8 protein-coding genes and 1 tRNA gene are annotated in these 12,527 nt (G+C 34.0%); 7 read left to right on the top strand and 2 right to left on the bottom strand.

Features of this window, described 5'->3' with window-relative positions:
• The first annotated feature begins 247 nt into the window (after positions 1–247).
• The 3 genes from I6U49_RS03910 (at position 248) to I6U49_RS03900 (ending at position 3,471) form a co-directional block, all read left to right on the top strand.
• Positions 248–1,222: a retropepsin-like aspartic protease gene (locus tag I6U49_RS03910; RefSeq protein ID WP_198627654.1), complete on the top strand. Its 975-nt coding sequence runs from the start codon at positions 248–250 to the stop codon at positions 1,220–1,222.
• Between the two features lie 388 nt (positions 1,223–1,610).
• Complete coding sequence (locus I6U49_RS03905; protein WP_198627653.1) at positions 1,611–2,231, top strand: hypothetical protein; 621 nt, start codon at positions 1,611–1,613, stop codon at positions 2,229–2,231.
• Between the two features lie 10 nt (positions 2,232–2,241).
• Positions 2,242–3,471, top strand: a complete 1,230-nt coding sequence (locus tag I6U49_RS03900) for an outer membrane beta-barrel protein (RefSeq protein ID WP_198627652.1) — start codon at positions 2,242–2,244, stop codon at positions 3,469–3,471.
• A gap of 131 nt (positions 3,472–3,602) precedes the next feature.
• On the opposite strand, the gene I6U49_RS03895 is transcribed toward I6U49_RS03900, so the two are convergent.
• Together I6U49_RS03895 and I6U49_RS03890 are read right to left on the bottom strand one after the other, a co-directional pair.
• Positions 3,603–4,448, bottom strand: a complete 846-nt coding sequence (locus tag I6U49_RS03895; protein ID WP_198627651.1) for a universal stress protein — start codon at positions 4,446–4,448, stop codon at positions 3,603–3,605.
• Between the two features lie 311 nt (positions 4,449–4,759).
• Positions 4,760–6,151, bottom strand: coding sequence for a dipeptidase (locus I6U49_RS03890; RefSeq protein WP_198627650.1), 1,392 nt, complete (start codon positions 6,149–6,151; stop codon positions 4,760–4,762).
• Between the two features lie 111 nt (positions 6,152–6,262).
• Between I6U49_RS03890 and I6U49_RS03885 the strand changes: the two genes are divergently transcribed.
• From I6U49_RS03885 to I6U49_RS03870, 4 genes are all read left to right on the top strand, one after another.
• Positions 6,263–6,344, top strand: a tRNA-Leu gene (locus I6U49_RS03885).
• Between the two features lie 735 nt (positions 6,345–7,079).
• Positions 7,080–7,616 (top strand): sigma-70 family RNA polymerase sigma factor, encoded by a 537-nt coding sequence (locus I6U49_RS03880; RefSeq protein WP_198627649.1) that lies wholly within the window; start codon positions 7,080–7,082, stop codon positions 7,614–7,616.
• A 121-nt stretch (positions 7,617–7,737) separates the two neighbouring features.
• On the top strand, positions 7,738–8,871 hold the full coding sequence (locus tag I6U49_RS03875) for a FecR family protein (protein WP_198627648.1): 1,134 nt from the start codon (positions 7,738–7,740) through the stop codon (positions 8,869–8,871).
• A gap of 145 nt (positions 8,872–9,016) precedes the next feature.
• The gene (locus I6U49_RS03870; RefSeq protein WP_198627647.1) at positions 9,017–12,526 is read left to right on the top strand and encodes a SusC/RagA family TonB-linked outer membrane protein; all 3,510 of its coding nucleotides are present in this window, start codon (positions 9,017–9,019) and stop codon (positions 12,524–12,526) included.
• Position 12,527: the final 1 nt, after the last annotated feature.

Below are 12,527 nucleotides of genomic sequence, written 5' to 3'. Positions count from 1 at the left end.
GGCTTTAGCACCCCGCACTTGCCAAAGCCAGAGCCGTTGGCAAAATTTTAAACAGCTATTTAATAAAGAAGAAATGATATGGGGGAATAGTCAAAAAAGATAGCAGAAAAAGGAGAAAAATCGTCGACTATTTAAAGAATTTTTAGGCTACAACTCAGTTCCGGTAAGTTTTCATCCTTTTTCTATCAAATAATTAAAAAAGAGGTTGTGGTACGATATGTAAGAAACTTTAATAAAAAAATAAAAAATGAAATTAGCCAAAGTATGTGTTTATCTACTAAGCCTTGTTTTAATAAATAGCTGTTCCCTAAGCAAAGCTGCTAAACATCTTAAAGAAGGAGAAACAGAACAGGAAAACTACAAGGTTACGTTGCCTTTCGAGATTAAAAATGGGTTTATAATTATACCTGTAGAAATAGAAAATAAGAATTATAACTTTCTTTTAGACACAGGTTCTCCTACGCTGGTATCGAAAGAACTTGCTGCAAGTTTAAATTTAAAAGCTATTGATTCTGCAAAAGCAGGGGATGTTTATAATAATAAACTACAAAATAAATATACAAGACTGGAAAACGTTAAAATTGGAAATATAGATTTTACCGGAACAATAGCTTTAATAAATGATTTTAACTCAGTATCAGTATGGTCTTCTTTAGATATTCATGGGTTTATAGGAGCTAATTTAATGCAACATGCTATTTGGGATATCGATTTTAGAAAAAAACAAATTACTATAACTGATAACGAATCAACATTAGATATACCTGAAGATGTAATTGAAAACAAATTGTTTATTGGTGTGGCAGGAATACCTGCTATTGCTTGTAAAATAAATGGAGAAAAAGTCTGGAATTTCACTGTTGATTTAGGCTATAATGGAGGTATTGTCGTACCCTTTTCTGAATTTAAAAAGCAAACAGAAAATGGTGAAATTTTAGATTTTAAAAAATCTAATACTAAAGGGGTTACAGGAATTTATGGTGCACCAAATACAACCCGGGAATCTTTTATCGGAATTATTGATGAAATTGAATTTGGGAATTCAACACTAGAAAATGTAAAAGTGTACTCAGAACAATATTTAGATAAGGCTTTCGGTTCAGATTTTTTTAAAAATTACCGCATTATTCTAAATTGGAATAGTAAAAAAATAAAGATGATAGAAAATAAATCAATCAATCAACAATTCTTTAGTAAACGGTCTTCGCTAAATATCGGTTGATCGCCAGTGATCTGTATTGCCGAAAAAACTAGCCTTAAGCGCCCCCATAATTTCTAAGCCTTCTTTTGATAATAATTCACGTTAAATACTTAATCTTTTAATTTTTGATATTTTATAAGGTGAATTCCTATATAAATTTAATATTATTTATATATTAGTAAAAAATTAACATAGATAGGTTTTTTTGATATATCTATCTATTAAAACTGCCATCCCTACAGGCTGTTTTTATTTACTGGAGTCGCGCATTTCTTATTTTTTAGGAGCAATTTCCTGCAGTTGCCCGGTGGTTATTCTTCCAGGGGAATTGTTATTAATAGAATAAATAAATAGACTCTAGCCATTAATTGAAAACCATTTAAACAATCAAGAACTTTAAAATTTAGAAATGAAGATTATTAAAATTACTCTCCTGTTGGTAGTGGCATTAAGTCTTACAAACTGTGCGTCTGGCTATAAAATGATTGAACCTAAAGCCATTAATTATATTTCTGCCAACGAAAATGACGGAGTAATACTGGAATACAAATATGATTTACTCGATAAGAAGTACGAGAAGAAAGAGTTGAAAAAAGGCGTAAAATTAGTAGCGGTAAAAGTAACTAACAACTCCGGGAAGGATTTAGTGTTTGGGCGTGATGCAAAACTAGCCTACGAAAACGGAACAGAGATTTATGTGATGGAGAATGAAAAGGCTTTTAAAACACTAAAACAAAGTCCGGCATCCTATCTATGGTACTTACTCTTAACCCCCGTAAACTTTTATACAAGCAAGACAAATTCTAATGGGGTACAGGAGCAAACCAGTTCTACGCCTATAGGTTTGATCTTGGGACCGGGTTTAGCGGGCGGAAATATGATTGCAGCAAGTTCGGCCAATAAGAAATTTAAAGAAGAGCTACTGGAATATAACGTGAACGGAACGCTTATAGAAGACGGTGCAACCAGGTATGGCCTAATCGGAATTAAAACGGAGGCTTTTGACGCATTGAAATTAAAGATTCAATAAAGCTTTCAAAATGAAAAAACAGGCCTTATTTCTATTGTTTACAATTTTGAGTCTCAACTGTTTCTCACAAATCACTTTTGAAAAAGGCTATTATATAGATGAAACGAACCAAAGGCTTAATTGCCTAATTAGGAATGTTGATTGGAGAAATAACCCTAATAAATTTGAATATAAACTTTCAGAAGAAGCTGAAATAAAAACTGCATCCCTCAATTCAGTAAAGGAATTTGCAATTAAGGGTGTATCTAAATATGTAAGGAGTGAGGTAGAAATTGACAGGTCCAGTAAGAATATTAATAAATTAAGTACAGAGAAAAACCCTGTTTTTCAGAAAGAAACCCTTTTTCTAAAGGTTTTGGTTGAGGGAAGGTCTACGCTTTATGAATATGTGGAGAATAATCTAAAAAGGTATTTTTACAAGAAAGAAAATTCTAATATTGAACAACTTATCTATAAAAAATATAAAACTTCCAGTGCTAAAATTGGGGAAAACAATAGGTTTAGACAACAGCTTTGGCTAGATTTAAAATGCCCAGATTTCAACTCAAATAAACTTGAGGCTTTAGATTACGAAAAAAATGAGTTAGTCAGTTTTTTTATAGATTATAACCGGTGTCATAATCAGGAATTCGCCAACTACTCAAAAAAGACTAAAAAGGATTTTTTTAATCTTACAATCAGACCTCGTTTAAATAATTCTTCATTACAAATTCAAAACTCTAAATCGGAAGCCAGAAGTGTAAATTTTGAAAACAAATTTGGCACGGGTATAGGAGTGGAAGCCGAGTTTATACTTCCGTTTAATAAAAATAAGTGGGCCATTATGTTAGAACCTACCTATCGGGCTTTTAAGGCAGAGAGGGTGAAACCTGTAAATAATCTTACGGGGGGTGAATTGGTTGCAAACGTTGATTATAGTTCTATAGAACTCCCTATTGGATTACGATATTATCTTTTTTTAAATAACCATTCTAAATTTTTTGTCGATGCTACCTATGTTATTGATTTTGATTCAAACTCTTTTATCGAATATACTAGAAATGATGGCTCAATGGTGAAAACCTTTGAAATTAATTCGGGCTCCAACCTGGCGTTTGGCTTAGGTTATAAGCTAAATAATAAATATAGTGTAGAGGCCAGGTACCAAACGACCAGGCAGCTTTTAGGTAACTATGATTTAAACTGGAGTGCAGAATTTAATACATCTATATCTATAATATTTGGGTATTCGCTATTCTAAAAAACACCTATAGCGATTTACGAAGTATTATATATTCTAAGCTTACTGCGAAGGCAGTATTAAGGAAGGTTTTATGGAAAGAGGTTATTGGTAATTGAGATATAACACTATGGGATTTTCCGTAAGATAGTTTACTCCAACTCCTTTAAAATCAATACCGGTACCTTAGGGTTAAAGTCTATGTCTTCTTTAAATTTTTGAGAGAAAAGTTTGCTAAAAAAGCCCTGCCTACGTTTATAAAGGGCTAAAAAGTTGCTTTCCCTACTTTCAATAAACAAATGAATACCGGTGGTAACACTGGTTTGTGTGAGTTTGTGAAAACTAAAGTCTACTTTGGTAAAATAAGACTTTAGGCTCTCTTTGTTTTCTTCCTGTTCTTTGGTAAGTGGTTTTCCAAGACTGTCAATATACAAGACCCTAATGCTTGCATTTAAATTAATGGCCATCTCAATAAGTGCGGAAAGCTCTTTATTTTTAAAGGCAAATTTATAATTGGTAGGAAAAACTATTTCCCGGTTTGTTTCGGGCAAACTTTGCATTTGCTCGGGTAGTACCAGGAAAGGGCAATCTTCTACCTTTTGAATTACTTCTGAAATCTCACTTTCAAAAGCAGTATTTATTGAGACATTTTCGCCCCGGGAAACCATTAAAATTAAATCTATTTTATGGGCATCTACCACTTCCTGAATGGCCTCAGCAAGTTCTTTATTTCGGGAGATGGTCTCAAATTGATGCTTTTGATTTTCCTTTCTGAAATTTATTCCCTGCATAATTTTCTGCAGGCCTTTTTCAGATTCAGTTTTTGCCGCCTCCAAATCGGCAGTCTGGTTTCTGCCAAGTGAGATCCTGGAAGAAACCTTATAGGTATTCAGAATATAAAAAGTACAGGGAATATCTTTATAAAGATTTAAAGCGTATACCAGCGTATTCCAGGCGTGTTTGGTGAAGTTGGAAGGAATAAGAATTTTTTTCTCCATAAATAATGATGAATTTGATAAGCGATCCCTGTAAATATACTAAAACTAATTTCCCGAAATTTTGATTTTTTTCTGAAAGCAGTTTTAAAGAAAATGAGGTGGTTGAAAAGTTCAGTTTCGTCAAGCTATCCTGAAAATAGACGTCATCCTGAATTTATTTCAGAGCCTGCTCCGAAATTTATTCGGAGATCTAACATGTAGATAATTAAAAACATATTAGATTCTGAAATAAATTCAGAATGACGTGATTTCTTAGAGAACCTAACTATTAAGGTTTTTACTCATTTATACAAGTAAATCACCCAAGCAATTTATTCCCGGCTCATCTCGGTAAAATACTTGTAAAACCACGGAATGGTTTCTATACCTTTTAAATAATTCCAAACCCCAAAATGTTCGTTGGGGGAGTGGATGGCATCAGTATCAAATCCGAAGCCCATTAAAATAATCTTGCTTTTTAGTTCTTTTTCAAATAGCGAAACTATTGGAATACTGCCACCACTACGCTGCGGAATTGGGGTTTTTCCAAAAGAGGCTTCATAAGCCTTACTGGCTGCCTTATAACCAATATTATCTATAGGCGTGACATATCCCTGGCCACCGTGATGAGGTTTTACCTCAACAGTAACCGAATTGGGGGCAATACTTTCAAAATGTTTTTTAAAGAGTTGGGTGATCTCCTTCCAGTCCTGGTTGGGAACCAAACGCATAGAGATTTTTGCAAAAGCTTTGGACGGCAGCACGGTTTTGGCACCTTCGCCAATATAACCTCCCCATATTCCGTTTACATCTAAAGTGGGCCTAATAGAAGCTCTTTCTAGCGTAGAATAACCCGCTTCGCCGTGAACATCTTTAATAGCAATTTTTTGCTTGTAGGCTTCTTCATCATAAGGGGCTTCTGCCATTTTTTCGCGTTCCTCTGTGCTTAGCTCCTCAACCTTATCATAAAACCCGGGAATGGTAATATGGTTGTTTTCATCGGTTAAAGAAGCAATCATTTGGCTAAGGATATTAATAGGGTTTGCCACGGCACCACCGTATAAACCAGAATGTAAATCCCTGTTAGGCCCGGTAACTTCCACTTCCACATAAGAGAGTCCGCGAAGTCCCGTGGTGATAGACGGCGTGTCTTTAGCTATCATTCCTGTATCTGAAATAAGGATCACGTCGTTAGCAAGTTTCTCTTTGTTGTTTTCTATAAACCAGCCTAAATGTTCGCTACCCACTTCTTCTTCGCCTTCAATCATAAACTTCACGTTACAGGGAAGCTCATTGTTCTTGGTCATAAACTCCAGTGCTTTTACGTGCATAAACATCTGGCCTTTATCGTCACAGGCACCTCGTGCATAAATGGCACCTTCGGGATGAATTTCGGTTTCCTTGATTACCGGCTCAAAAGGAGGGGAGTTCCAAAGGTCTAAAGGATCTGGCGGTTGCACATCGTAATGGCCGTAAACCAAAACCGTAGGCAGGTTTTTGTCTATTATTTTTTCTGCATAAACAACAGGATGACCCGGAGTTTCACAAATTTCGGCCGAATCGCACCCGGCTTCCAATAAATTTTTTTTCACCGCTTCGGCGGTTTTTAGCATAGACTCTTTATAATTAGAATCGGCACTTATAGATGGAATTTTCAGTAAATCAATGAGTTCGCTAAGGAATCTATCCTTATTTTCCTCAATATATTTTTTAATATCTGTCATACTTAAAATTTTAACTGAGATAAAGGTAAAAAAAATATTTCCAGACTATTTGTGAATTGAAACATTTGTGTATATTTGCATCCGCTTAGTTAAAGCAACACATATTGAAATGCGGGCGTGGTGGAATTGGTAGACACGCTAGACTTAGGATCTAGTGCCGCGAGGTGTGAGAGTTCGAGTCTCTCCGCCCGCACAAAAAGCTTCTCAGAAATGGGGAGCTTTTTTTATGGAGTAAATTGAAAAAAAATAGGCGGAGAGAAGAGATGTTTATCTCCGCCCGCACACTTCGGCAAGCTCAGTGTAGGCAAAAAATAAAAGCTCTTCAGCAATGAAGGGCTTTTTTTATGGAATAAACTGAATGGAAAAAATAGGTGGGGGGCTAGAAGTTTATCTCCGCCCGCACACTTCGGCAAGCTCAGTGCAGGCCTAAAATAAAAGCTCTTCAGCAATGAGGGGCTTTTTTTATGGAATAAATTGAATGGAAAAATGGACGGAGAGGCGAGAAGTTTATAGATCAAGCCCAATAAATAGAGCTTTCAGGTACTACCTAAAGTTATAAATTATCCACGGTAAATAATACGTCTTAGGAAGTCGAAGTTTTTTTAAAAGTCGTCTAATTCTGATTACGCTAGAATTTTTTATTTAAGTGTTAGTAAAACAAAATAACAGAATAGGTGAAAACATTCCAGGAATAGAAGAAGAATGTATAGAGTTATTCCGGAATAAATTTTTAAGACAATAAATTAGCTGTCTTAAAATTTAGGGTATTCTTGTAAACTAATTCGTTTTGTGTTGGATTACATTAATTATTTTGAAATAATAATATTAATACCGTAATTGAAACATTGTTTTAAGTGTTAAGCTTATTTCCGAGATTGTTGTGGCTTGATATTTAAAAGCTGCCATTGTTTTAAACCAACTAATATAAATGAAAGCATTCCATAATAGGTTAGAAAGTGTTTACAAAAAACATTATCGAGAATTTTGCTTGTTATCTATTAGTTATGTGTCTTCTCCCAGTCTTGCAAAAGATATTGTTCAAGATGTATTTGTTGAAATTTTAATGAACGATGAAAAAAGTGCCAACATATCTAATCTTAAAGGCTATATTTGGAAGTCTGTCAAGTATGCAAGCCTTAGAAAGATAAAAGATACTAAGAAGCTAGTCCCTATTAATGGGAATACCCTGGTTCAAGAAATTTTTGGTGAGGAAGTTAGACAGGATGTAGATTTAGGACCCAAACTTCGTTCCGGTATCGATAAATTACCAGAGCAGTGTAAAAATGTATTTGAGCTATGTGCTTTAGATGGACAGAAATACCAAAATGCTGCTGATTCTTTAGGTATTTCGGTAAACACTGTTAAAACACAGATGAAAAAAGCTTATAAAATACTAAGGGTTCATTTGAGTGATAGGTCTAATAAAATATCACTTTTAGGCATTATTTATCATTATTTACAATAATTTTCTTCTTTTACATCACCCTATTTTACTTTTTTGACACTTATACTTAAAGAGGTTATTCTAAATGACCACTTAAGTTATAAAAATTGTCATGGATATTGCTCGGATAATAGCGAAAAAATTGAAAGGGAAACTCTCAGATGAAGAAGAGAGATTCTTCACATCCTGGATACAAGAATCAGAGGAAAAACAAGATTTATTCAACCGATTACAGGATTCAGAAAATGCAGAAAATATTTCTGTCATCGCTAAGCTTGATGATAATGAAGAGTGGCAGAAAGTTCTGGAAAAGTATAGGAATAAGAAGATAAAGGAGAATAAAACCTTTAATATTAGTAGCTTATTGAAATATGCCGCAGTATTTATAGGTCTTATTGGTCTGGGGTATGGATATTGGAATTATAATTTTAATAACCAGTCTAACTTTGAATCTGGAGATTCAATTACTTTAACATTAGGAAACGGTAAAACGCTTCAAATATCTCCCGAAGCTCAACAAACGATAACTGATGTTCAGGGGAAGATTTTAAGTGAACAAAAAGGAGAGCTAATTGATTATTCTAAAACTACAGAAGTCAGGAAATTAGTTTATAATACCTTGACAGTTCCCAACGGTATACGATTTAGTGTTGTTCTGTCTGATAGTACGGTTGTTCATTTAAACGCCGGGTCTTCACTAAAATATCCAATAAAATTTATAGAGAATCAGAATCGACAGGTTTTTTTGAAAGGAGAGGCATATTTTGATGTGACCAAGAACAAAGCAAAACCTTTTGTGGTAACCAGTGGCAATTTGGATGTAAGAGTACTGGGTACAAAATTTAATGTTTCGTCCTATCCAGAAGATGAACACATCAAAACTGTTTTGGTAGAGGGAGCTGTAAGCCTTTATAATACCAAGAATAAGTATGATCCAAAAAGAGCCTTAAAGCTAAAACCTGGATATAAGGCCGATTGGGATCGACTTTATGGAGGAACTAAAGCTGTTGAGCAAGTTGATACTGATATCTATACGGGTTGGACAGAGGGTAAATTGATAATTAAAGAAATGCCTTTTAAGAATATAATTCAAAAATTACAGCGCCATTATAAAGTAAATATAGAAAACAAATATGAAGATCTAAACAACGAAGTCTTTACCGCAACTTTCGATATTGAGACTATAGAAGAAACATTGAAAATATTCGCTATAGAAACACCTTTTCAATACGAAATAAAAGGAGACGATATAATTATTTATAAACCTGAAAACTAAAATATTATTACGCCAATGAGAAAAAGAATATAGTATTTATTAAAACATAAAAACTGTTGGTTAAAAAAAATCGGAAAATGTTGGAGCATTTTCCGATCTATAGTAATCGACTGTTAAGTAGTCAACTAAAAAACACCATAAATATATGAAAAAAAGTGATCAAAAAGGTTTTTTCAATCCCAATCGCTTAAAATTCAATTTGAAAATGAAACTAACAACTTTTCTTTTACTAGTTTCGATTTTTTCTGTCCAGGCCAATATATATTCCCAAAAAGATAAGGTTTCCTTAAACCTTGAAAATGTGGAAATAAAAAAGGTACTAGAATCAATAGAATCTCTTACCGATCTAAAGTTCTTCTACAATCACAAAAAGATTGATGTAGAAAAAATGGTCTCGGTAGAGGTTGTAAACAAACCAGTATCTGAAGTATTGGATAAGATCTTTGATGGAACCTTTATTTACTATACAATTGAAAAGAAGCAGATTATATTAAAGTTGGGCAATATCAAAAAACCACCTTTGGTAAATAATAAGAACCAGGCCTTAATAAATAACAGGGATAACGTTCAACAATCTATTTCCGGTACCGTTTCTAACACCGATGGGCCACTGCTAGGAGTAAACGTATTCTTAAAAGGCTCTATAAATGGTACGCAAACTGATTTTGATGGAAATTATGTTTTGGACAATATAACGAAGGGTGACACTATTGTCTTTAGTTTTATTGGTTATAGAACCAAAGAGATCAAGGTAGGGGATGATACTATTTTAGATGTGGTACTAGATAAGGAATTAAGTAACTTAGACGAAGTTGTAGTTACTGCTTTAGGGATTAAAAGAGAAAGTAGAGCTCTTGGTTATGCGGTTTCTAATGTTACTGGAGATGACTTAAATTCTGGTAGACAAACAAATGCAGTACAAGCTTTAGCCGGTAAAGTTGCTGGAGTTGATATTTCGGGTACAACTGCCGGGCCTTCGGGAAGTACAAGAGTAGTTATTCGCGGTAATTCTGAACTTTCAGGCAATAACAATCCACTTTATGTTATAGATGGTGTTCCTATGGACAATTCTCAATTAGGAGAAGCCGGTAAATGGGGAGGATACGATTACGGAGATGGCTTATCGTCTATACTACCGGAAGATATTGAGTCTATTTCTGTTTTGAAAGGCGCTTCGGCGGCAGCTTTATATGGTTCGAGGGCTACGCATGGTGTGATTTTAATTACAACCAAATCCGGTCAGAAAAAACCTGGTATTGGTGTGGAGTATTCTTCTAATGTAAGCGTTGTAGAAATTTTATCTCATTTTGATGATTATCAAAGAGAATATGGCCAGGGTAGAAGTGGTATTCTGCCAATGGATGTTTCAACAGGGCAGGGAACAACACAATCTTCGTGGGGAGCCAAATTAGATCCTTCTATCGATAGTTATATATATAATGGAGAACTTAAACCTTATGAGAATGTCCCTAATAATATCTTGTCATTTTTTAGAAGGGGATTAAGTGTTAACAACTCCGTTTCTTTATCAAGTTCTAATGGTTTTAGAGCATCTATTTCAGATATGAGCTATAAAGATATTGTTCCTAATTCTGATATGAGACGTAATACTTTTATGATTAAAGGCGGGGCAACTCTTGGAGAAAAACTAAAAGTTGAGGGGAAAGTAAACTATACCCGTGAGAGCGTAAATAACAGGCCTGCTTTGTCAGATAATCCCAATAATATTGGAAATGCTATCATTGGTTTGGCACCAAACTTTAACCAAAAATGGTTAGGAGAAAACTATAAAGATGAGTTTGGTAGGTATATAGATTGGAATGGGGGTAATATTTATAGAATTAACCCCTATTGGGCAATTAATGAAATGAGTAACGAGTCTCTTAAAAATAGGGTTATGGGTTACTTAATGTTAAATTATAAAATTGCTCCATACTTAACTGCTCAAATAAGAGGAGGTACAGATTTTTATAATTTTAAAGCAGAAGAATACAGTCCATATGATACTCCTACAGCTTCTACAGGAAGTTTTAAATTATCACAGATAAATGTGAATGAAAGTAATTTTGAAGGCTTGTTTAGATTTAATAAGCAATTTAACAAATTACACGTTTCTGCTTTTGTTGGAGGCAATATTCGCTTATATCAAAGAGAAGCATACATTAATCAAGGATTTGATGAGGTACAATCAGGAATTCAGTCTATTTTAAATTATCGTGAAATGACCTTAAATCCAACTAACTATAGAAAACAGGTGAATTCTGTTTATGGTTCTGTCAATTTAGGGTATAACAAATACGCTTATATTGATTTTTCTTTGAGGAATGATATATCATCTACATTATCAGCTGACAATAGATCTTATTTTTACCCTTCTGTCTCAGGTAGTTTTGTCTTTTCAACTTTTTTCAATTTAGATAAAGAAATCTTATCATTTGGTAAAGTAAGGGCTTCTTGGGCACAGGTTGGTGGTGATACAAGTCCTTATAGATTGAATTTAACTTACGGGTTATATCCCTATACTTTTCAAGGGAATGCTTTAGGAAATATTAGTACGGGGGTTATTCCAAATAAAAATTTAAAACCTACCGAAACAACTTCTTATGAATTTGGGACCGATTTACGTTTTTTTAATGGTAGGCTTAATTTAGATGCCGGTTATTATAGAAAATCAACCACCAACCAAATTTTAAATTTATCTACAAGCTCTACTACCGGATATAAAAGTGCTACTATTAACTCAGGAGAAATTGTAAATCAAGGAATTGAAATTGCTTTATCTGCAACTCCTTTTAAGACCAAAAATTTTGAATGGAATACATCATTAAATTATGCTAAAAATATTAATGAAGTAGTGAAACTTCATCCCAATGTTAAAAATTATGAATTAGCTGCAGCAAGATGGGCAGGTGCCTTTATTTATGCGAGTGAAGGTGAAGCCTATGGGAATATTGTTGGTAAAGGATTTAGACGCGATGATAATGGAAATATTATTTTTAAAAATGGATTGCCTACTTATGAATCTGATTTAAAAACATTAGGAAATGGGGTGCCTGATTTTACATTAGGTCTCCTTCAATCTTTTAGGTATAAAAGATTTAGTTTAAAGGTGCTGTTTGATATGAAATGGAAGTTGGATATCTATTCAATGAGTGCTTTTCAAGCTCATGCAAATGGAACTTCAACAAACACTCTTGAAGGACGGGCAGAATGGTATAATTCTGAAGAACAAAGAAGAGCAGCGAATGTAGATGAAGCTAATTGGACCCCAACAGGAGGATATGTTGGTGAAGGAGTTAAAAATATAGGTACCGATGATGCTCCGCAATATGTTCCGAATGATGTATATGTAAATCCACAAGATTATTGGACAAATGTAGGTGCTAATACTCCAGAACCTTTTATTTACGATGGTTCTTATATAAAACTAAGAGAGGTAAACCTGTCTTATTCATTACCAAAAAAGACCCTGTTGAGAATGCCTCTGCAGTCAATCACTTTTTCTATATATGGAAGCAATTTAGCTTTCTTGTTTAAAAAAGTTAAAAACTTCGATCCTGAATCCAATTATAATACATCAAATGGTCAAGGATTAGAATATGGGTCATTACCATCAAGAAGGAACTTAGGGTTTAGTATTAATGCAAAATTTTAAA

Source organism: Salegentibacter maritimus, assembly GCF_016236915.1.
Lineage (GTDB): Bacteria > Bacteroidota > Bacteroidia > Flavobacteriales > Flavobacteriaceae > Salegentibacter > Salegentibacter maritimus.
Note: the sequence above shows the minus strand (reverse complement) of the source record. Positions and strands in the feature narration are given on the sequence as shown.